This is a genomic window from Aerococcus sp. HMSC10H05 (genome assembly GCF_001806975.1).
GTDB classification, from domain to species: Bacteria; Bacillota; Bacilli; order Lactobacillales; family Aerococcaceae; genus Aerococcus; species Aerococcus viridans_B.
In genome coordinates this window covers 40,430-62,106 of the sequence record NZ_KV786996.1, presented here as the reverse complement: position 1 = coordinate 62,106, position 21,677 = coordinate 40,430, and the positions used below count along the sequence as shown (strand labels likewise).

The 21,677-nt window shown below is 37.4% G+C and carries 18 protein-coding genes and 2 pseudogenes; 1 reads left to right on the top strand and 19 read right to left on the bottom strand.

Going from position 1 to position 21,677, the window contains the following annotated elements:
- The 4 genes and pseudogenes from HMPREF3116_RS09235 to lepA form a co-directional block, all read right to left on the bottom strand.
- Window positions 1-251 (bottom strand): annotated as a pseudogene (locus HMPREF3116_RS09235) (succinyl-diaminopimelate desuccinylase); the annotation flags it as partial.
- Between the two features lie 122 nt (window positions 252-373).
- Window positions 374-1,408: an alcohol dehydrogenase catalytic domain-containing protein gene (locus HMPREF3116_RS07250; protein WP_070468775.1), complete on the bottom strand. Its 1,035-nt coding sequence runs from the start codon at window positions 1,406-1,408 to the stop codon at window positions 374-376.
- A 27-nt stretch (window positions 1,409-1,435) separates the two neighbouring features.
- A pseudogene (locus HMPREF3116_RS07245) lies at window positions 1,436-2,245 on the bottom strand (SDR family oxidoreductase).
- A 327-nt stretch (window positions 2,246-2,572) separates the two neighbouring features.
- A complete protein-coding gene (lepA, locus tag HMPREF3116_RS07240) occupies window positions 2,573-4,396 on the bottom strand; it encodes a translation elongation factor 4 (RefSeq protein WP_070468774.1) in 1,824 nt (607 codons plus the stop codon).
- Between the two features lie 200 nt (window positions 4,397-4,596).
- On the opposite strand from lepA, the gene HMPREF3116_RS07235 reads away from it, so the two are divergent.
- Complete coding sequence (locus tag HMPREF3116_RS07235; protein ID WP_070468772.1) at window positions 4,597-5,652, top strand: DUF6933 domain-containing protein; 1,056 nt, start codon at window positions 4,597-4,599, stop codon at window positions 5,650-5,652.
- A gap of 72 nt (window positions 5,653-5,724) precedes the next feature.
- Here HMPREF3116_RS07235 and dnaJ read toward each other — a convergent pair whose 3' ends face one another.
- The 15 genes from dnaJ to HMPREF3116_RS07160 form a co-directional block, all read right to left on the bottom strand.
- Window positions 5,725-6,882: a molecular chaperone DnaJ gene (dnaJ, locus tag HMPREF3116_RS07230; RefSeq protein WP_070468770.1), complete on the bottom strand. Its 1,158-nt coding sequence runs from the start codon at window positions 6,880-6,882 to the stop codon at window positions 5,725-5,727.
- A 90-nt stretch (window positions 6,883-6,972) separates the two neighbouring features.
- Window positions 6,973-8,799, bottom strand: coding sequence for a molecular chaperone DnaK (gene dnaK, locus HMPREF3116_RS07225; protein ID WP_070468768.1), 1,827 nt, complete (start codon window positions 8,797-8,799; stop codon window positions 6,973-6,975).
- Between the two features lie 76 nt (window positions 8,800-8,875).
- The gene (grpE, locus tag HMPREF3116_RS07220; RefSeq protein WP_070468782.1) at window positions 8,876-9,427 is read right to left on the bottom strand and encodes a nucleotide exchange factor GrpE; all 552 of its coding nucleotides are present in this window, start codon (window positions 9,425-9,427) and stop codon (window positions 8,876-8,878) included.
- 21 nt (window positions 9,428-9,448) lie between these two features.
- Window positions 9,449-10,501, bottom strand: a complete 1,053-nt coding sequence (gene hrcA / locus HMPREF3116_RS07215; RefSeq protein WP_070468766.1) for a heat-inducible transcriptional repressor HrcA — start codon at window positions 10,499-10,501, stop codon at window positions 9,449-9,451.
- 273 nt (window positions 10,502-10,774) lie between these two features.
- On the bottom strand, window positions 10,775-11,962 hold the full coding sequence (locus HMPREF3116_RS07210) for a M20 metallopeptidase family protein (RefSeq protein ID WP_070468764.1): 1,188 nt from the start codon (window positions 11,960-11,962) through the stop codon (window positions 10,775-10,777).
- Window positions 11,963-12,156: 194 nt separating this feature from the next.
- On the bottom strand, window positions 12,157-13,125 hold the full coding sequence (gene ribF / locus HMPREF3116_RS07205; RefSeq protein WP_070468762.1) for a riboflavin biosynthesis protein RibF: 969 nt from the start codon (window positions 13,123-13,125) through the stop codon (window positions 12,157-12,159).
- Between the two features lie 20 nt (window positions 13,126-13,145).
- Complete coding sequence (gene truB / locus HMPREF3116_RS07200) at window positions 13,146-14,057, bottom strand: tRNA pseudouridine(55) synthase TruB (protein ID WP_070468759.1); 912 nt, start codon at window positions 14,055-14,057, stop codon at window positions 13,146-13,148.
- 144 nt (window positions 14,058-14,201) lie between these two features.
- Complete coding sequence (locus HMPREF3116_RS07195) at window positions 14,202-14,393, bottom strand: DNA-directed RNA polymerase subunit beta (RefSeq protein WP_070468758.1); 192 nt, start codon at window positions 14,391-14,393, stop codon at window positions 14,202-14,204.
- 15 nt (window positions 14,394-14,408) lie between these two features.
- Window positions 14,409-15,713, bottom strand: coding sequence for a UDP-N-acetylglucosamine 1-carboxyvinyltransferase (gene murA / locus HMPREF3116_RS07190; RefSeq protein WP_070468756.1), 1,305 nt, complete (start codon window positions 15,711-15,713; stop codon window positions 14,409-14,411).
- A gap of 94 nt (window positions 15,714-15,807) precedes the next feature.
- On the bottom strand, window positions 15,808-16,443 hold the full coding sequence (gene upp / locus HMPREF3116_RS07185) for a uracil phosphoribosyltransferase (RefSeq protein WP_070468754.1): 636 nt from the start codon (window positions 16,441-16,443) through the stop codon (window positions 15,808-15,810).
- Window positions 16,444-16,565: 122 nt separating this feature from the next.
- Window positions 16,566-17,786, bottom strand: coding sequence for a serine hydroxymethyltransferase (gene glyA / locus HMPREF3116_RS07180; protein ID WP_070468752.1), 1,221 nt, complete (start codon window positions 17,784-17,786; stop codon window positions 16,566-16,568).
- Between the two features lie 72 nt (window positions 17,787-17,858).
- Entirely contained in the window at window positions 17,859-18,884 is a 1,026-nt protein-coding gene (locus HMPREF3116_RS07175) for an L-threonylcarbamoyladenylate synthase (protein ID WP_070468751.1), read from the bottom strand.
- A gap of 56 nt (window positions 18,885-18,940) precedes the next feature.
- On the bottom strand, window positions 18,941-19,804 hold the full coding sequence (gene prmC, locus HMPREF3116_RS07170; protein ID WP_070468749.1) for a peptide chain release factor N(5)-glutamine methyltransferase: 864 nt from the start codon (window positions 19,802-19,804) through the stop codon (window positions 18,941-18,943).
- Entirely contained in the window at window positions 19,797-20,870 is a 1,074-nt protein-coding gene (gene prfA, locus HMPREF3116_RS07165) for a peptide chain release factor 1 (protein WP_070468747.1), read from the bottom strand. Before prfA ends, prmC begins: the two co-directional genes overlap by 8 nt.
- 73 nt (window positions 20,871-20,943) lie before the next feature.
- Window positions 20,944-21,564, bottom strand: a complete 621-nt coding sequence (locus HMPREF3116_RS07160; RefSeq protein WP_070468746.1) for a thymidine kinase — start codon at window positions 21,562-21,564, stop codon at window positions 20,944-20,946.
- Window positions 21,565-21,677: the final 113 nt, after the last annotated feature.

Here is a 21,677-nt window from a genome sequence, read left to right as displayed (position 1 = left end):
TCCCATTCAGATTCGTCACCAGCTTCAACAACATCCATATGACCGGAAACAGCAAGTAATTTTCCGCCTTGATTAGTGCCAAATTCAGCAACTAAATTATTACGGCCCTTTGCATATTCAACTTGTTTGCTTTCTATATCATATTTTGTAAATAGATCTGCAAGGTAATCTGCAACGTCTTTTTCATGTGCATTTACCGATTTAATTTTGACGATATCTTGTAAGATTTTAATTCTTTGTGCTTTTTCCAAAATAAAACCTCCTATTGTTTAACCACATTTCCAATAACATATATAGTATAATCCTAAATATTGGTAAAGACAATTTAGAGCCTTTGTAATTAATTATCCAATAGGCGTGATGCTAGCAGAAATTATTCTGAGATAACTAATAGCGATTTAATGGCCTTACGTTCGTCCATTGCTGCATAAGCGGCCTGTACGTCATCTAACTCAAATGCCATATTGAATACCTTACCTGGATTAATTCGTCCTTCTAAAACAGCATCGAGGAGGACAGAACGATCATGAGTGCTTACTGCAGCACGACCACCTCGAAGACCGATATTTTTCCAAAATAATTTATTGGTATCTAACTCATCGATATGGGGAACGCGTACTCGACCAACGACCGCACCTGGACGAGCTAATTGTACAGCAGTTTCTACAGCTAGTTGCGAACCAATACATTCTAAAACAGCGTCAGCGCCTTCGCCAGTTAATGCCATAACACGTTGAATACCCGCATTACCACGCTCAGCGACAATATCTGTTGCGCCGAATTCTATCGCTAATTCCTGACGATCTTTATGACGACTCATCATAATAATACGTTCTGCTCCTAATAACTTAGCACCGATAACACCACATAATCCAACTGCACCGTCACCAACAACTACTACTGTATCTCCTGGTTTTACTTCAGCTGTAAATGCTGCATGGTAACCTGTAGCCATTACATCCGCAAGAGTTGTGAACGATTTCAGCATATCAGCAGAATAATCTCCAGGTTGCCCAGGTATTTTAACTAAGCCCCAATCAGCCGATACGTAGCGCAGGTATTCAGCTTGAAAACCTAATGCGCCACCTGTGAAAGTAGCACAGTCACCGTCAAATCCAGCTTTACAAGCTGCACAGTGTCCGCAACCATTTGTAAAAGGTACAATAACAAAATCACCTTTTTGGACATTTTTTACTGCCGATCCAACTTCTTCTACAATACCGATGGCTTCATGTCCAGTTTGGCTTCCTTTAGTTTTATCTGAAATACCACGATACCACCATAAATCTGACCCACAAACACAAGCTCTGACTACTCGAATAATCGCATCGTGTGGCGCTTGAATTTTAGGTTTTGCCATATCTGTAACACTCATATTTCCCGGCTCATTAAAAATTGCTGCTTTCATTTATTTACGTCCTTTCTTTTCTTGAAATTATTCTCCGTAATAAAAGGTTGCCGTTGTACCACCGTCAATTAAGAAATCTGACCCTGTGATAAAAGCACCCTCGCTTCCCATCAAAATTGCTGCTAGATTTGCAACTTCGTCTGCCGTACCTGGACGGCCAACAGGACTTTTAGCAAACATGTCTTTATAAAAATCTCCACGGGGCCCATTAAATTCATCAAGTGCCAAGGGGGTGACGATGATCCCCGGTGAGATAGCATTTATACGAGCACCCTTTTTCCCCTACTTAACGGCTTCAGCCATCACGCGTTTACCATTCCCACGTTTAGCCAATTGATAGGCATGTAGCGAATCATCAATATTTGTAGGATTTAAAATATCTAAATCAAGTAACTGGTCTACCGGTGTCATCGCTAGCAGACGATCTTCTTCTGTAGTTAATGCTGGCATCCGATAACCAGATTGGCTAGAAATTGTTACCCCAGCACCTCCTACTTTGATCACTTTCCCTATCTCCTCTAGCAAAACAGCAGTCCCATATAAATCAACCTTGAGTACAGTTTCGATAGATGCTTGACTAGGAGAGACACCTGTGGCATTTATGAATAAGCTGATTTCGCCATAACTTTGCCCTTTTTTAATAAAACTAAGGATAGAAGTTTTATCTGCAATATCAATTTCAGTGGCAACTACATCAAAGCCGGCCCCTTCTAATGTATCAGCGATTGCAATCGCTTGATCAAAGTTTTTATCTCCACTTAGAATTTTATGGTTAAATCCGATCCGTCGAGTAATTGCCATACCTAATTGTCCAGCACCAACTAATAAGTAATACATCCTTCATTAAAAGCCTCCATTGATCAAGTGTTTTTTTGTGCCATGAGATGTGATAAGTTGGTATGACACATCTCATTTCAGATATTAATATACACCTTAGAGTGCACTTTAAGGCAATTATAAAAGTATGTATTAAAAAAAGAAGGTGAGACAAAAGTCGTTTAGAATTGACGTACTGAACCAAAAGGCGAACAATAATGAAATATTATTGGAGACATTTGGGAAGTATCGGACAATGCTGACTTTTGGAATCCAATGATAAACGTTCTTATATAGCAAAGAGAGGCTGAGACATTTTTGTCCCAGCCTCTTGGTTTAGTTTATCTTTTATTCTTCGCCCATATCTAAGATGGCTAAGAAAGCTTCTTGTGGTACTTCAACAGAACCAATAGCTTTCATACGTTTCTTACCTTCTTTTTGTTTCTTCAATAATTTTTGACGACGTGTGACGTCCCCACCGTATAACTTGGCAGTAACATCTTTTCGAAGGGCTTTAATATTCGTACGTGCAATAATTTTATGGCCAATTGCTGCTTGGATTGGCACCTCAAATTGTTGCCTAGGAATAACTTCCTTCAATTTGTTTACTAAAACGCGACCACGACTTTCAGCGAAGTCTCTATGAACGATGACAGATAATGCGTCTACAACATCACCATTCAATAAGACGTCTAATTTCACTAAGTTCGCTTTTTGGTAACCACCAATTTCATAATCTAACGAAGCATAACCTTTTGTATTAGATTTCAGTTGGTCAAAGAAGTCGAAAACAATCTCTGATAATGGTAACTCATACTTCACATCAACACGAATATCATCTAAGTAATCCATCGTGATGAAGTTTCCACGTTTCCGTTGTGCTAGTTCCATCACTGCCCCCACATACTCTTGTGGTACCATGATATTCGCCTTAACAATTGGTTCATCAATAGACTCAATATATGTTGGATCCGGCATTTCAGATGGGTTAGCAACTTCTACCGTAGTACCATCCGTTTGATGTACATGGTAAATTACAGAAGGTGTCGTTGCAATCAAGTCAATGTTAAACTCTCGCTCAATACGCTCTTGAATAACATCCATATGTAACATACCAAGGAAACCACAACGGTAACCAAAGCCTAATGCTTGAGAAGATTCTGGTTCAAATTCAAGAGATGCATCGTTTAATTGTAGTTTTTCTAAAGCTTCACGTAAATCAACATAATCAGCCGAATCTACTGGATATAAACCACAATACACCATCGGGTTTAATTGTTTATACTCTGCCAAAGGTTCAGTTGCAGGATTATTAGCCAAAGTAACAGTATCTCCCACACGTGTATCTTGAATTGACTTAATACTTGCAGTGATATAACCAACATCACCAGCCATCAAGTAATCGCGAGGAATGGGTTTGGGTGACATAATCCCTACTTCTGTGACATCAAAAGTCTTGCCATTTGACATAATTTGAATTCGGTCACCGTTACGAATGACACCATTTTCAACTCGGACACTTAATACAACGCCTCGATAAGGATCGTAAACCGAATCAAAAATTAATGCTTGGACAGGCGCTTCTATTTCTCCACTCGGTGCAGGTACTTTTTCAACGATTTGCTCTAATAGTTCCTCAATACCAATATTAGCTTTAGCAGATGCTAACACAGCTTCAGAAGCATCTAAACCTATTACATCTTCAATTTCTTGTTTTACATTTTCTGGATCAGCAGCGGGCAAATCAATTTTATTGATGACTGGTACAATTTCCAAATCGTTTTCAACAGCTAAATACACATTAGCCAGCGTTTGTGCTTCTATACCTTGCGCCGCATCCACCACTAATACAGCTCCCTCACAGGCTGCCAAAGAACGTGAGACCTCATATGAAAAGTCTACGTGCCCAGGTGTATCAATTAAATGGAAAATATAGGTTTCCCCATCGTTCGCTTTATATTCTAATTCGATTGCATTCAACTTAATCGTGATACCACGTTCTTGTTCAAGATCCATAGAATCTAATAATTGGTCATGCATCTCACGTTCCGAAACCGTTCCTGTATTTTGTAGGATGCGGTCTGCTAGCGTAGATTTACCATGATCAATGTGCGCGATGATGGAAAAGTTTCTGATTTTTTCTTGTCTTGCTTTCATTTCTTGGATATCCATTTTCCATCCCCCTCTTATTTTCAGCAATTATCATTATAGCAAAATTACCCCATTACCACAACATTTTGCCTACTTTATCATTTCCAAGACTATCTGTGGTTACCTAGCTGATGACCCTATATTAATCAATAGATGAATGATAAAATTATGTTGCATAAACTTATGTTACTATTCAGTCTTTGACAACGGAGGTTAAATATATGCTCATTCAAATTACCAAAAAAACTGAACCACTTTTTAACGCTATAGATGAACAAATGACAAAAGAAAACAGTCAAGCTTATGCTACAGAAAACCCATTATTTACTTGGACAGGTAAATATTTCACCCAAAATAGAAAGAAAATTCTATGTCTCATTAATAATCAAACGCTTGCAGTTGTTATCATCAATGATGTCAACGCAACAAAGAAGAAAAAGATTGAAGAACTTGTCAGAGTTGGTATATCGGCATCATTAGAATTATGTGCCATATCACAAGAACAAATTCATGACTATTTAAACACTGATCCGACTTTGGCAATTGGCCCCACGACAGATCGTAGAATCATAGGCATTTTAAATGAAACAGTACTCGCCCTATCTACTTATGGTGTCGATCTTAGCCAAGAATATCCACTACGCATGATGCTTATGCTGAACAATACTATATTAACACTTAGTCAGCCTGCAGCTACAGATGAAACTAGTAAGGCATTTGACCAGCCACTTCAATTTACACCAATAACTGATATAGAGAAAAAATTGAAAAATTCTGATAGTGAAAATGGCAACCAATCCATTGTTCAAAAGAACTGGCAATCCTATCATGAGATTGAACAGATCAAAAATGAAGACGAGGATGCTTTCCAAGATCAGTTAATCAGCAATAATGAAATCATACTCGATGCTTTTTCTACGTATTTAGAAAAAGTACGAGGTCTAAGCCCAAAAAGCGTACGCAAACATCAGTCTAGGGCTAGAACATATATCCAAGATTATCTAAATTATTATTACCCTACTACACCAATTGATGATACCGATGACTTCGATACAATTGTACACTTTTTAAGTGCTTTTATTTTAGATAAGCATATAGCAACTTCAAAGGCAGACTTCAATTCATATAAAACGGCCTTAAAACATTTCTATACTTTCTTAAATGTTGTCGGTGAAATTTCAGATAAGGATTTGAAAATGGCCAAAGAAGCTATCGCCTTAGGTGGTGATGATAGTTTTTATGAGCTTGCTAACATGAGTGGTGATTTTTGGTTCTAGTTCATATCACATAAAACAGAGCTAAAAAATGGTAGTAAAAGTCAATTTGACTTCTGCTACCATTTTTACTGCTTATGAAAATGCATCTTTTAACTTATCAAAGAAGCCTCTATCCTCTTCACTAACTTCATCATTTGATGCTTTTGCGAAGGCTCTCAATGAAGCTTTTTGTTCTTCATTCAGATTCTTAGGCGTCACAACTTTGACAGTAACTGTTTGATCACCGTTTGAATTACCATTCAATTTAGGTGCTCCCTTACCACGTAAACGGAATTTAGTTCCTGTTTGCGTACCAGCTGGCACCTTCATAGAAACTTTACCATGAACGGTAGGAACTTCAATTTCATCACCTAAAGCTGCTTGTGCAAAGTTAATTGGTAATACATAGCGTATCTCAGATCCTTCACGTTCGAATGTATCAGATCGTTTTACATGGAAAACAACATATAAGCTTCCAGCTGGTCCATTATTTTTACCAGCATTACCTTGTCCGTTTAGACGCATGCTTTGACCATCTTCTACTCCTGCAGGTACATTTACTTTAACTTTATGCGTTTCAGTTTCACGACCTGCACCATGACAGTGATGACAAGCTTGGTCATAGATTTTCCCTTTACCAGAACATTCATGACATACAGATTGAGAAACAACACGGCCTAATGGAGTTTGTTGGTAAACTTTTTCAACACCGGAACCTGAACAAGTAGGACATGTATGTACAGCAGTACCTGGCTCCGCACCAGAACCTTCACATACTTTACAGTCTACTTCTCGACGATAAGAAACAGTTTCTTCAGTTCCAAAGATTGCTTCTTCAAATTCTAGGTCCATATTGTATTGTAAGTCATCACCTTGTTGCGGTGCATTTGGATTAGCAGTACGGCCGCCTCCGAAGCCACCACCGAAACCGCTAAAGCCGCCGCCTCCGCCACCAAAGAATTGTTCAAAGATGTCTTCAAAGCCAGAGCCACCGTAAGATTGGTAATTACCGCCACCAAAGCCACCGTCTGTAGCTGCATGGCCATATTGGTCATAGGCTGCACGCTTTTGTTCATCGCTTAAGACTTCATATGCATCAGATATTTCTTTAAACTTCTCTTCAGCATCTGCTTCTTTATTAATATCTGGATGATATTTTTTTGATAATTTTCGATAAGCTTTTTTTATTTCATCCTTACTAGCGGTCTTAGACACACCAAGGACTTCATAATAGTCTCTTTTTTCAGCCACGCTGTACTCCCCCTTGAATCATGCGTTATGTAGTTTATCATAACATAAGAAACCCCGCCCTCAAAGAAGACAGGGTTTCTAATTTATGCATTATTTGTCGTCGTTAACTTCTTCGAAGTCAGCGTCTACATCGCCATCATTGTCTGAAGCATCACCTGCGTCAGCTTGACCTTCAGCTTCTTGTGCTGCTTGTTCATACAATTTAACTGTTAAAGCTTGGATTTTTTCACTTAATTCATCTTTTTTAGTTTTCATTGTTTCAACATCTTCAGTTTCTTGCGCTGCTTTCAATTCATCTTTTAGCGCGTTTGCTTCGTCAATTTCAGATTGGTCAACTTTACCTTCTAATTCACCAGTTGTTTTTTCGACTTGGAAAATTAATTGGTCTACCTCATTTTTAAGATCTGCCTCTTCTTTACGTTTTTTATCTTCTTCGGCATTTGCTTCAGCATCTTTCATCATACGGTCGATTTCTTCGTCTGACAAGCCTGAGTTTGATTGGATAGTAATTTGTTGTTCTTTACCAGTACCTTTATCAGTTGCTTTTACATTAACGATACCGTTTTTATCAATATCGAATGTAACTTCGATTTGAGGGACACCACGAGGTGCAGCAGGAATATCTGTTAATTGGAAACGACCTAATGTTTTATTGTCTGCAGCCATTGGACGTTCACCTTGCAATACATGTACATCTACTGCTGGTTGGTTATCTGCCGCAGTTGAGAATACTTGTGATTTAGAAGTTGGGATTGTAGTGTTACGGTCAATTAATTTTGTGAACACACCACCCATTGTTTCAATACCTAATGATAATGGTGTTACATCTAGTAATACAACGTCAGTAACGTCACCAGAGATTACCCCACCTTGGATTGCAGCACCCATAGCTACTACTTCATCAGGGTTAACTGAACGGTTAGGATCTTTACCAGTTTCTTGTTTAACCATGTCAATAACAGCTGGGATACGAGTAGAACCACCAACTAAGATTACTTGGTCAATGTCAGATTTAGATAATCCAGCATCTGATAAAGCATTTTTAACTGGTTTTTTAGTACGTTGAACTAAATCGTAAGTTAATTCATCAAATTTCGCACGTGTTAAAGTCACTTCTAAGTGAAGTGGACCTTCTGCCCCTGCCGTAATAAATGGTAATGAAATTTGTGTAGAAGTTACACCAGATAAGTCTTTTTTAGCTTTTTCAGCAGCATCTTTTAGACGTTGCATAGCCATTTTATCAGAAGATAGGTCAATACCATTTTCTGATTTGAATTCAGCGATTAAGTGTTTAACAATTGCGTTATCGAAGTCGTCCCCACCTAAGTTGTTGTCACCTGAAGTAGATAATACTTCAAATACACCATCACCTAACTCAAGGATAGATACGTCAAAAGTACCACCACCAAGGTCAAATACCAACACTTTTTCATCTGCATCTACTTTATCTAAACCATACGCTAATGCAGCTGCTGTTGGTTCGTTCACAATACGGTCAACTTCTAGACCAGCGATTTTACCAGCATCTTTAGTTGCTTGACGTTGTGCATCGTTGAAGTACGCAGGTACAGTAATAACTGCATTTGTAACTTTTTCACCTAAGTAGTCTTCGGCATAACCTTTTAAGTATTGTAAGATCATCGCTGAAACTTCTTGTGGTGTATATTTTTTATCTTCAATTTCTACAGTAAAGTTGTCTTCACCGATGTGACGCTTGATTGAAGCGATTGCGTTCGGGTTAGTTACCATTGAACGTTTCGCTACTTCCCCAACTTGACGCTCACCATTTTTGAATGATACAACTGAAGGTGTTGTACGATTACCTTCTGGGTTAGCTATAATTTTAGGTTCTCCACCTTCTAATACAGAAACTGCAGAGTTAGTAGTACCTAAGTCAATTCCGATAATTTTTGCCATAATAAACATGTCTCCTTTTTTAATAATCTATCAATTTAAATGAGTATATTTGTTAACTAGTAGCTATGTACCTAATCTATTGCGCGATAGTCACCATCGCAGGTCGTAGAACACGATCTTTTAATACATACCCTTTTTGGAACACATCAACCACTTCCTCAGCTTGCTGACCTTCTTCGGCTGGCACAGCACTTACAGATTGATGGAAGTTTGGATCAAAAGTTTCTCCTTTAGGATCAATTACTTCAATACCTTCATCAGCTAAGGCTTGTAGTAAGCTCGCATGTACCATTTCAATACCCTTCACTAATTGCTGAGATGACTCATCGTCCTGTGCCAATTCTAGCGCACGTTCCAAGTTATCGATTGCAGGCAGAATACCTTTTGCTAAGCTTTGTGATCGATATTTAGAAGCTGATTCTCGTTCGGTTTGATTACGTCGGTGCATATTTTGAATTTCAGCAGATAGACGCATAATTTGGTCTTCTTTGGCTGATAAATCAGCTTGAAGAGAAGCTAATTCGCTATCCTCCACCACCGTTTCTGTTTCTACTTCTGCTTGCTCATCTTGAACGTCAGTTTCGCTGATTTCTTCATCAACATTTAAATCTTGTTGATTGTCGTCCATTTTTGTCAATTGATAGACCTCCTAAGATTTATAATAATTGTCCAGGTATCTTGCCATTTCTTTTGAAATACTTTGGAAAAGTTGTGCCATACGTATATACGACATACTTTCAGGACCAAGTACAGCAAAAGTAATTAGCTTACCTGATTTAACAGTACCCATGCTTGTAGACATTAAACTCATATTTTCCAAGGTTGGATCTTTGAGTTCCTTACCTACCCTCACTTGGATACCTTGGTCTGTGGTATTAATCAATGAAGCTATCACTGACTGGTCTTCTAGTAATTGACTCAATTGAGGAATACTAGTACCATTAGCCGATTCAGCTAATGAAGAAAATAAATAATTTTGACCATTTACCCTTATACCCTCACTATTAAATTGATTCATGAACCTGTAGATTAACTGATCACTAGCTTCACTAGAATGGTTCATTTGTTCAATATCTTTTAAATAGTGTGTTTGCAGTCGCTTAATCACAGTTGCAAGTTCAAGTCCGACAAGTTCTTGGTTCATTATTTCTGCTATTCTCTCAATTAATTGTGGCGTAACCACTTCATTGAAAGTCACAATTTGATTACGAATAACGCCTTTATCTGTCACTAGTATGACCATTGCCTGGTCTGCCGTAAGTGACAGCACCTGAAAGTTAGCTAAACGTTGCGTTGCAATATCTGGACCTAATGAAATTACGACGCTTTCTGAAAGCGAGGCCAGGGTCGCAGCCGTTTTTTTAATCACTTGACTCAAGTCGTTATAAGGATCATGGAATATCTCTCTAAGTAAAGCATCTTCCTCTTCCTCAAGCTCTAAATCAATCAACCCACCATAATATGGCATGATATGATTAATATAGTAACGATAGCCCGCTTCAGCTGGTACACGACCAGAAGATGAATGGGTTTTTGAAATCAACGAAAAATCTTCAAGTTTGGCTAATTCATTTCGTATCGTAGCTGAACTTGCATTTATTTCTTGATGTTGAGATAAAGTTTTCGAACCGACTGGTAATTGATATTTTGAGTAATGGTCAATTACCGCCTGTAAAATCAAACTTTGTCGTTTTGTTAACATCTAATCACCTCATTAGCACTTAACAACTCCGACTGCTAACATGTTTATAATATAACACCCTTCATTCCTTTTGTCAATAATAGTCAAACTTTATTTTGACTATTTTTAGCATTTAAAAGTTACTTATTACAAAACCTCGCTATAAATTGTGCGTTAAAAAATATTCATTAAAAAAAAAGACATCAATCATATTATATGTTTGACGTCTCTTCCGAAAAATAAAAGTACTAATATGAAGGTGTTTTCCCTTACCTATAAACTTGTATCGATATTTTATTTGTTATCTCGTAACCAGTTAGTAGCAGATGTTGCTAATGTAGCAGAACCAACAATTAGAGCTTCTTCATTGAATTGTACTAATGGATGGTGAACTGGATAAACTTCACCATTATCATCTGGTAATGGACAACCGACGAAGAAATATGTAGATTCAGGCAATTTACTAGCAATATGCGCATAGTCTTCTGATGCTAAATATGGCGGAACATTCATTACGTCATATTTACCAGCCAAGGCTTCTTTAGCAGATACCATAACTTGGTCAGCCATAGCTTCAGAGTTGATTAAGGAAGGGCAATCCGCCATTACTTCATATTCCGTTTCTGCACGAAAAGCTTTACCAATATGTTCAACTATTTCTGGTAAACGTTTTGAAACATGTGCTGCTGATTCTGGGAATAATGAACGTGAAGTACCTTCTAAAACTACTGTATCAGGTATAACGTTAATAGCGCCACCTGGTGCACTAATATACCCCATAGATAGTGAAGCACCTTTATTAGATGGTAATTCACGCGCTAAAATACCATTAGCACCATTGATGATTTGGCTTGCTACGAAAACTGGATCAACACCATTATTGGGCATGGCACCATGAGCACCTACACCTTTAATAGTAATTCGGAAGTTCAAAGCAGATGCCAGCGCTTCTTTTTTGTGAATTTCAACATCTACTTTATCACCATTTGGCCACATATGTAATGCCATACCGGCATCAGGTGTAGGATTTTCTAAGATACCCTCTTCAACCATTACACGTCCACCATTTAAAGTTTCCTCGGCTGGCTGGAATAAGAACTTAATTTGTCCTTCAAGCTGGTCTTCATTTTCTTTTAACATTTTTAAAACCATTAATAAAATAGTGGTATGCATATCATGTCCACATAAGTGTCCATTTTCATTTTTAGATGTACATACTGATTGAGATTTTTCTGTAATTGCCAGTGCATCCATATCGGCACGTAATAATAAAGTTTTACCTTTAGCACTGTCACCTAATGTACCGGTGATTCCGTAAGTATTACCTACGTTTTCATATGTAATGCCAAACTCATCTAGTTTTGATTTTACTAGTTTAGTAGTTTCTGGTAATTCAAAACCAACTTCTGGATTTTCGTGTAATTGACGACGAACTTTTACTGCATCATCAAAAATTTCTTTAGCACGGTCTAAATATGCCATTTGACATTCCTCCAATATTTTCTATATTTCTACTATATTGTACTCCTAATTTAAAATTTGTCTAATAATATCTATACAAACCTAAGATTGAAATCCTATAATATCAACATTTCACTCTTTTTTGTTGATTTTTGCATACTTAATAAAAAAGTAAACGCTATAGGTAAGTCCATAGCGTTTAATAATTGATATATTTATTTAATTTTATCATTTGTCAAATTTTGCAATTTTTCTAAATATTTTCTCGCTTGAATCGCATCTTGGTCCATTTGATCAATTAAGCCATCAATACCATCAAACTTTAGCTCAGGTCGTAAATATTGATGCCAATATACCGTCACGTATTCCCCATATATCTCACCTTTAAAATCTAGAAGATGAATTTCTACGGTCCGTTTACGTCCTTCTCCAAAAGTTATATTATTCCCAATAGAAGCAACACCAGGAAACACTTGGTCGTTCAGCAACATTTCAACGATATAAACGCCTTCAGCTGGGATCAATGACTCTGTAGCGATCATCAAATTTGCAGTAGGATAACCTAATTCTCGCCCTCTTTTCTCACCGTGAACTACAATACCATCGTTAGAATAGATGTAACCGAACTGTTGATTTGCTTTATCAATTTTACCAGTATTTAGATCTTGTCTAATTTCAGTAGATCCTACTTTATTCGTATCTTCTGATAATTTATTTACTTCTATAATATTAAAGCGACCAGCTGCGTGTTCTATAAGTGTATGCATATTAGCTAGGTCTTTTTTACCATAAGTATAATCAAATCCGGCAACAACTGACTTGGCATGAAGCCCTACCATATACTGATCAACAAATTCCTGTGGTTTCAATGCCGAAAAAGCTGACGTCAGCTGAACAACATATAAATAATCCACTCCTAGATGCGTCATTAAGCGTTCTTTCTCTTTTAAAGTTGTTAAGTAAGTGACCTCTTCAGGTCTAATTTGTTGATACATAATTCTTGGCGCCATATTAAAAGTCATTACAGCTAGTGGTAATTGCAAGCGGTCTGCCTCATCTCGTGCTGCTTTAATCACCGCTTGATGACCTCTGTGGACGCCATCAAAAAAGCCTAAAGCTAACACAATGTCTCCGGTATAAACTGTTGCTTGTTCAAAAGGATGGTGTAAATTTATTGTTTTCATTCAGTATCGTCGTCCAATCTTTAAAACATTTTACTTGGTTTAATCTTACCGTCTTTACTCGGGTGAACATCATAAAGAGCTTTTAACTTGCCGTCTATGTATGCTGTCACAGGTAGCTGGCTTCTTAGTGATGGTGGTAAAGTGTTGATTTCTAGTACTGATCCATTTTCTACTAACTTCACTAAATTTTTATCTTCAATTGGCAAATGCCACTCTGGATATGCAGACATTGCTGATTCAATTGGTACTAACCAAGAATAATCTTCAACTTCTACCGCTTTTGCCAAGTCTGATAAGGTTAGACAATCCCCTCTTGAAAAAGGGGTTGAAGCTTTCCGAGTAAGGCTAGTCATCGTAGCTGGTACGCCTAATTTCTTACCTAAATCACTTGCTAAAGTACGGACATAAGTCCCTTTACCGCAAGTTATCTCAAAGGCAAATACTTGCTTACCTTCAACAAAACGAGACGTCCCCATTAATTTAAAGCTATGCACAAAAACAGGGTGTTCAGGTCGTTCAACCTCAATGCCCTCACGCGCATATTCATAAAGTCGTTTACCCTTAACTTTTATTGCCGAAAACATAGGTGGAATTTGGACAATATGTCCAGTCAACTCATCCATCATTTTTTGGATTTCTGTATCAGTAAAAGCAGATGGTAATACTTTTTCTGCTATCACCTCACCATCTAAATCTTCGGTGGTAGTTGCAAAACCTAAGGTAATTTCTCCAGTATAAACTTTGGTTTTATCCATTAATAACTCAACCAGCTTAGTAGCTTTACCCAAACATATCGGTAGGACACCATCTACATTGGGGTCTAATGTCCCTGTGTGCCCGACTTTCTTCATTTTCAATATTTTTCTTACTTTAAATACACTATCATGGCTTGTCATGCCACGTTCTTTCCATAAAGGCAAAATGCCGTCCATAAACTCACCTCATATCTAGCATATTGTAACATATGGTAGCGAAAAAACGGCTTTGAATACGATCAAAAAATATATTTTCATGATTAAAAAAGCTAAGAACTAGCACGCATCTAGTTCTTAGCTCTTCAAGTATAAAGTGATATCTTAACGAATAAATGAAAATACATGGTTCCAGCTATCTGGATTTAAAAAATTAAAAGCCGATTGATTTGATGAAATGCTATAGCCAATCAAACCACCAACGACAAATAGTAAAAAAACTACAAGTAATAAAAGTAATCCCCAAAACAATAATTTTTTCCATGGTTCATTTATATATTGATGATATTGTTTCATTTGTTCACTACCTAACTAATCTAACAAGCTAGCAATTTCAGCGTCCGATTTCTCATCGACGTCTACGCGTAAAATATTAGCACCTAGGGCGCGCAATTTCTGATCGAATTGATGGTAGCCACGGTCTAAGTATTTTAACTCAGATACTTTTGTCATACCTTCAGCCCTTAAACCAGCTAAGATTAAAGCCGCTGCCGAACGTAAATCAGAAGCTGCAACTGCTGCACCCTGTAATTCTGAAGGACCGTTCATAATGGCTGTATTTCCATTAATATTAAAATCAGCATTCATTCGACGCAATTCTTCTAAATGCATGAAACGATTTTCAAAAACTGTTTCTTCCATTTCTGAACTACCTTCAGCTAGTATTTGTGCTACTGTAAATGGTGATTGAATATCTGTTGGAAAACCAGGATAAGGTAATGTTCTTGCCTTTGTCGGATGTAAAACAGGAGAGCCTTGAACACGTACACCAGATACATCTTCAGTAATGGTTGCCCCCAATTCTTTTAATTTTGAAATCAAAGGTTGATTATGCTCTGAAATTGCATCTTCAATGTAAACATCACCTTCTGTGATTGCAGCAGCCACCATAAAAGTACCTGCTTCAATGCGGTCAGGAATGACTGAATGTTCAGTCCCTTCTAGATTTTTAACACCAATAATTTTAATGGTATCTGTACCAGCTCCTTGGACACGCCCACCCATTTTATTGATAAAATTAGCTAAGTCGACAATCTCAGGTTCACGGGCAACATTTTCTATAACCGTAGTACCCTCAGCTAGCGCAGCAGCCATCATAATATTCTGTGTTGCACCTACACTCGGAAAATCTAAATAGATATTTGCACCAACTAATTTATCGGCACGTGCTTCCACATATCCTGCTGTAGTCGTAACTTTTGCACCCAAGGCCTCAAAACCTTTTACATGTAGGTCAATGGGACGAGAACCGATTGCACAACCACCAGGCATTGCAAATTTCGCATGACCATATCTAGATAATAAAGGTCCCATTACAACAATACTAGCTCGCATTTTACTTACTAATTCAAATGGCGCTTCCGTTGTTAAATCACCGGAAGCATCTACAAGGATTTCGTTATTCTCTTCATCAAAATCTACCTTGGCATTCAAATTACGTAACACATCATTCATTACATATACATCTGAAAGTAATGAGGCGTTTGTTATACGACTTTTCCCTTTATTTGCTAATAACGTGGCAGCCAGTAGTGGTAAAACAGCGTTCTTAGCACCATCAACCCTTACATGTCCTTTTAATTTTCTGCCACCCTTAACAATCATATTTTCCGTCATTTCATTATCACCTATCTAAATTAATTTATCTGTTTCAAATATTGATGTTTATTTTTGTACACCAAGAGTAGCATATATTTCTAATAGATGACAATTATAAGGTTCCAAATAGGCGGTCACCTGCATCACCAAGACCTGGTAAAATGTAGCCGTCCTCATTTAATTTTTCGTCAAGTGCACCAGTAAAAATATCTACTTCTGGATAAGCATCTTGCAGCGCTTTTACACCTTCTGGTGCGGCAACTAAACAAACGAATTTGATGTTTTCTGGTTTTACATTACGTTTTACCAATGAGTCAATCGCCATGATTACTGAACCACCCGTAGCTAACATAGGGTCAACTACAATCACTTCACGTTCTTCAATATCTTGGGGCATTTTGAAGAAGTATTCTTGTGGTTGTAAAGTTTCTTCGTCACGGAACATACCAATATGTCCTACTTTAGCAGCAGGCATCAATAATAGCATACCATCTACCATACCTAGCCCAGCACGAAGAATTGGTGCAATCGCTAATTTTTTCCCAGCAATCACATTTTGTTTTGATTTTACTAAAGGTGTTTCAATTTCAACTTCTTTCATTGGCAAATCACGGGTGACTTCATAACCTAAGAACATGGTGATTTCATTTACCAATTCACGAAAATCTTTAGTACCCAATTCTTTATCACGTAACATAGCCATTTTGTGTTGGACTAGAGGGTGATCAATTACAACTAATTTACTCATGAATATATACCTCGCTTTAAGATTTTATGTTTCCTTGATTAATTTTGCTTAAACCCTAAATATTATATAGGACTTGACAGCCTAGTGCAAGTTACCTAGGCCGTCAAGTCCTTAAATATTGTTTAGTTTAATGGAAATGCTTTCGTTAAAGTTTCAACTTTTGCCATAACATCATCACGAACCGCTTCATCATGCGGATTTTTAATAATATTAGCAATCATACGTGCAACTTGTTCCGATTCTGCTTGTTTAAAGCCACGAGTAGTAATTGCTGGTGTACCAATTCGGATACCACTTGTTTTGAAAGGACTTAAACTTTCGTTTGGAATGGTATTTTTGTTTACAGTAATCCCTACCTCATCCAAGGCTGTTTCAATTTCAGCACCTGTAACACCAAATCCGATGACTTTAAGCAATAATAGATGGTTATCAGTTCCACCAGATACTAATGGAATACCTTCTTCATGGAAAACTTTTTCAAAAGCTTTTGCATTTTTAATAATTTGTTTTTGGTAGTCTTTAAAATCATCCTGTAAAGCTTCACCAAAAGCAACAGCCTTTGCTGCAATGACGTGCTCCAATGGTCCACCTTGAATGCCTGGGAAAATCGCGGAATTGATCTTTTTACCATAGTCTGCATTAGCGGATAAGATTAAACCACCGCGTGGGCCACGAAGCGTTTTGTGTGTTGTCGATGTTACTACATCCGCATATGGAATTGGATTAGGATGTAAACCAGCTGCAACTAAACCGGCAATATGTGCCATATCTACCATAAAGTAGGCACCAATAGCTTTAGCAGTGGCTGCAATCTTTTCGAAATCAATTGTACGTGCGTATGCTGATGCACCCGCTACAATTAATTTAGGTTGATATTCTTTAGCCAGACGGTCAATTTCATCGTAATCAATGAATTCTTCATCATTCGTTACGTTGTACGCAATAAAGTTATATTTCTTACCTGAAAAATTTACATGAGAGCCATGAGTTAAATGCCCACCATCAGTTAAGTTCATACCTAGGACTAAATCCCCTGGTTCTAAGAAAGCGTCATATACGGCCATATTAGCTTGTGATCCTGAATGTGGTTGAACATTAGCATAAGTAGCACCAAATAGCTTTTTAGCACGGTCAATCGCTAACGTTTCAATTTTATCAATTACTTCACAACCTCCGTAATAACGTTTACCTGGGTATCCTTCAGCATATTTATTAGTTGCAATCGAACCTTGCGCTTGGCGTACAGCCTTCGAAACCCAGTTTTCACTTGCAATTAATTCAATACCATGTTGTTGACGGTCCATTTCCTCGTTTAACAAATCAAAAATAATGTCGTTACTCATGCATCTGCCTCCAGCTTTATTATTTGATAAATATTCCTTGGAATCTACCTAATCCAATTCTATTATCTAACTTTATTCTACCACGGTTGAGCTCGCTTTTATCAAACGATTACGATAAGCCCCATTTTTTTCGGTATCGGGATACAATTCTACAACAATTTGTTGGATATTTTTATGTTCATCAAACGTTCTTAAGACAGCAAATAGCTGTTGTGTAGCGGTTTCTATCGTTGGTCCAAGAGATACTACTGACTCCACTAGTGTTTTGTATTTTTCAACATTCTGTACACTAGTTGCTAGTCCTACCTTAATCGACTGATCGGCTAATTCTGATAGCACTTGCGCTAGCTTTTCAGAGGAAACAGCTAAAACTGGTTGATCGGGACTGTAATGAATATATTTCATTCCTGGTGCTTTTGGTGCTTCCTCTGCATTGTTTGCAATGGTACCTCCCATATAAATAGGCATATTCTTTACCACTGCTCCCAACATAGATTTCGTAATATAACCAGGTCTTAAAATAACCAAGCCTCTTGGATCCGTTAAATCTAACACCGTAGATTCAACGCCAATTCGTGTGGGTTCAGCATTTACAACACCGCCAATTCTGCCATCGAAATCATGCATAACGTGTGCGACTTGTGTTGGACTAGGTTTACCAGAAATATTTGCTGAAGGGCCAACGATTGGAAAGCCAGTTGCCCGAATAAGACTTCTTGTAGTGGCGTGATCTGGTAAGCGTATACCGACTGTATCCATACCGCCGGTTACTACACTAGGAAATGTATTTGGCTTCACTGGTACAACTAAGGTCAAGGGCCCCGGCCAGAATGCTTTAGTAAGATCATCGATTAAATGATGTCGGACACTATCATCATCAATCATATAATCGAAGATATCTTCAGGGTCTGCAATATGTACGATTAATGGATTATCACTAGGTCGCCCCTTTACTGAATACACAGATTTAACTGCGTCAGCATTATTCGCAATTGCGCCTAAACCAAAAACAGTTTCAGTAGGAAATGCCACCAGTTGACCATCTTGTAACATTTTAGCGCCTATTTCAATTTCTTCAGATTGAATAATTTTTGTCATATAGCCATAACGCCTTTCATATTAAATACTTTTGACTTTTATCATACTATTTCTAATCACGAATGATGGATAACAAGAATTCTATCATTACCTGTATAATCCTGCTCAATAGATACTGTAGCATCCGGCAGTTTGAGACGGCTGATAGCACCTTCAACTAACAGATTCCCCTGTCGGTAACCAAACTCACCGATAAAATAACCTGGCTTAGCTATGTAATGATGTAATTGCTCGAAGATACGCCAATAAATTTGATAGCCATTTTCTTCAGCAAATAGCGCCAGTTCTGGTTCAAATAATAGAGTAGATTTAGACATCATATTCGTTTCATCCAATCCTATATACGGTGGGTTTGAAATAATGAGATCAAATTGCTGACCTATAACTGGGTTAAAAAGATCACCTAAACGAAAATCGATAGTAATTTGCTTTTCCTCTGCATTTTGTTGGGCAATTGATAAGGCTTCTTCAGAGATATCTGTAGCTGTTACCTGCAAATTTGGAAAGCGTTGTTTTAATGTGATAGCAATAATACCAGTTCCAGTACCGATATCTAATACGCGTGCATTGTTAGCAATCTGCCCCTTATTGATTAAATCGATAATATATGACACTAAATCTTCAGTTTCTTGTCTTGGAATAAGGGTTGCTGGTGAAACTTTAAATGGTTCACCGTAAAACCATGCTTTACCAACTAAATATTGCCAAGGATAATCTTCGTTAACCACACGTTTTATAGCTGATTGATAAGCAGCTTTTAAATGGCTAGGCATAGTATGATTTTGCTTAAGTACCCAATCTGACACAGAAAAACCTGCTAAATCTAATAATAGATGGTAAGCAATTTCTGGTTCCTGGTGATTTTCTTCTAAAAAAGAAGAGGCCCATATTTGGACCTCTAAATACGTTTGATTAATCATTTAACTCCTCTAACTTATTGGCTTGATCGGCTAATAGTAAAGCATCAACGATTTCGTCCAATTCACCTGTCATAATCCGATCTAATTTTTGAATAGTTAAACCGATTCGGTGATCAGTCACACGATTTTGGGGATAATTATAGGTACGAATACGTTCTGAACGATCTCCTGTACCAACAAGATTTTTACGTTGAGAATCGTACTCATTTTGTTGTTCTGAAGCAATCTTTTCATATACGCGTGAACGTAAAATCATCATTGCCTTCTCTCTATTTTGTTGTTGCGAACGTTGGTCTTGCATAGATACAACAATGCCTGTTGGTTCATGTGTTAAACGAACTGCTGAAGAAGTTTTGTTAACGTGCTGACCACCTGCACCCGAAGCGCGGAAAATATCAACTCGGATGTCGCTATCATCCAAATCAAAATCAATATCTTCTAGTTCCGGCATAACACCAACTGTTGCAGTTGAAGTATGTACACGCCCTTGAGATTCTGTATCTGGTACACGTTGTACACGATGAGCACCTGATTCAAATTTTAATTTTGAATATACATTGTCACCTTGAATCTGTAAAGTAATTTCTTTAAAACCACCAATATCGTTACTAGATGACTCCACCACTTCAACGCGCCAACCTTGGTTTGTGGCATAACGACTGTACATTTCGTACAGGTCACCGGCAAATAATTGCGCCTCATCTCCACCAGCTGCCCCACGAATTTCCATGATGATGTTTTTATCATCATTTGGATCAGAAGGAATCATTAAACGTTTAATTTCTTCTTCAAGGCTTTCACGTTCTTCTTTTAACTCTTTTAATTCTTCTTTCGCTAATTCTGTCATTTCATCATCTGAGGACTCAGCTAACAATTCCTCAGTATCTTCTATTTCTTGTATTACATTTTTATAGTGACTGAATGTTTCAACTTTTGGTCTTAAATCAGCTTCTTCTTTTGAAATCGCACGGAAACGTTGATTATCATTAATGACATCCGGGTCACTCATTAATTCAGTTACTTCCGCATAGCGTGCAATAAATGAATCTAATTGATCTGTAAACATTTTTTCAACTCTTTTCTACTACTTTAATTCAAACTTACTTTATCTCCTATTTTTCTGAAAAATGATAGGGATCTTATTCGCTTATGTTACGCTCAATATAAATTTTACCATCTTTTAACGGCGGCCGGTGATAATGTTTACGACAAACAGGATAATAAGCTTCATTTCCACCAATTTGTACTTGTTCACCCTCATACACTGGTTTACCATCTGCCACACGCATATTCATAATTGCTTTCTTTGCACAGAACCAGCATATCGTTTTAACTTCTTCAATCTTATCAGCCAACAGCAATAAGTATTTAGAACCTTCAAACAAGTTGTTTAAAAAATCATTTTTCAAACCAAAAGCCATTACTGGTATATCTAGTTCGTCGACTATTCGGGCTAATTGATAAATGTGTTCTTTTGATAAAAACTGGGCTTCATCAATTAAAACACAATAAATCTTTTGATTATTCTCTCGCATATATGTCGTTAAATCTTCATACACATCTGTCTCCGTCATTATAGCTCGTGCTTTTCTCTCTTCCCCCACACGACTAGATACATTACCTACTCCTGCACGGTTATCAACACCACTTGTATACACCAAGACATGTTTATTTTGTTCTTCATAGTTATGTGCTACCTTAATGATTTCAAAGGATTTACCACTGTTCATCGCACCGTAACGGAAAAATAACTGAGCCATCCAAACACTCCCATAATTTTAATATCAATATACTAGCTATTTATTTTACTTTTATTCCCCCTACTAGTCAATTTTATTTCCTAGAATATATGAGGATTTGCGATAAAAGTTTA

What these genes read in the sequence shown, in the direction of transcription:
- glyA (WP_070468752.1), bottom strand. Translation starts at nt 17,786, where the DNA reads ATGAGTAACGACATTATTTTTGATTTGTTAAACGAGGAAATGGACCGT.
- HMPREF3116_RS07175 (WP_070468751.1), bottom strand. Translation starts at nt 18,884, where the DNA reads ATGACAAAAATTATTCAATCTGAAGAAATTGAAATAGGCGCTAAAATG.
- truB (WP_070468759.1), bottom strand. Translation starts at nt 14,057, where the DNA reads ATGGACGGCATTTTGCCTTTATGGAAAGAACGTGGCATGACAAGCCAT.
- dnaK (WP_070468768.1), bottom strand. Translation starts at nt 8,799, where the DNA reads ATGGCAAAAATTATCGGAATTGACTTAGGTACTACTAACTCTGCAGTT.
- HMPREF3116_RS07195 (WP_070468758.1), bottom strand. Translation starts at nt 14,393, where the DNA reads ATGAAACAATATCATCAATATATAAATGAACCATGGAAAAAATTATTG.
- hrcA (WP_070468766.1), bottom strand. Translation starts at nt 10,501, where the DNA reads ATGTTAACAAAACGACAAAGTTTGATTTTACAGGCGGTAATTGACCAT.
- lepA (WP_070468774.1), bottom strand. Translation starts at nt 4,396, where the DNA reads ATGGATATCCAAGAAATGAAAGCAAGACAAGAAAAAATCAGAAACTTT.
- prfA (WP_070468747.1), bottom strand. Translation starts at nt 20,870, where the DNA reads ATGTTTACAGATCAATTAGATTCATTTATTGCACGCTATGCGGAAGTA.
- HMPREF3116_RS07210 (WP_070468764.1), bottom strand. Translation starts at nt 11,962, where the DNA reads ATGGCATATTTAGACCGTGCTAAAGAAATTTTTGATGATGCAGTAAAA.
- ribF (WP_070468762.1), bottom strand. Translation starts at nt 13,125, where the DNA reads ATGAAAACAATAAATTTACACCATCCTTTTGAACAAGCAACAGTTTAT.
- HMPREF3116_RS07160 (WP_070468746.1), bottom strand. Translation starts at nt 21,564, where the DNA reads ATGGCTCAGTTATTTTTCCGTTACGGTGCGATGAACAGTGGTAAATCC.
- murA (WP_070468756.1), bottom strand. Translation starts at nt 15,713, where the DNA reads ATGACGGAAAATATGATTGTTAAGGGTGGCAGAAAATTAAAAGGACAT.
- grpE (WP_070468782.1), bottom strand. Translation starts at nt 9,427, where the DNA reads ATGGACGACAATCAACAAGATTTAAATGTTGATGAAGAAATCAGCGAA.
- HMPREF3116_RS07250 (WP_070468775.1), bottom strand. Translation starts at nt 1,408, where the DNA reads ATGAAAGCAGCAATTTTTAATGAGCCGGGAAATATGAGTGTTACAGAT.
- prmC (WP_070468749.1), bottom strand. Translation starts at nt 19,804, where the DNA reads ATGATTAATCAAACGTATTTAGAGGTCCAAATATGGGCCTCTTCTTTT.
- HMPREF3116_RS07235 (WP_070468772.1), top strand. Translation starts at nt 4,597, where the DNA reads ATGCTCATTCAAATTACCAAAAAAACTGAACCACTTTTTAACGCTATA.
- upp (WP_070468754.1), bottom strand. Translation starts at nt 16,443, where the DNA reads ATGAGTAAATTAGTTGTAATTGATCACCCTCTAGTCCAACACAAAATG.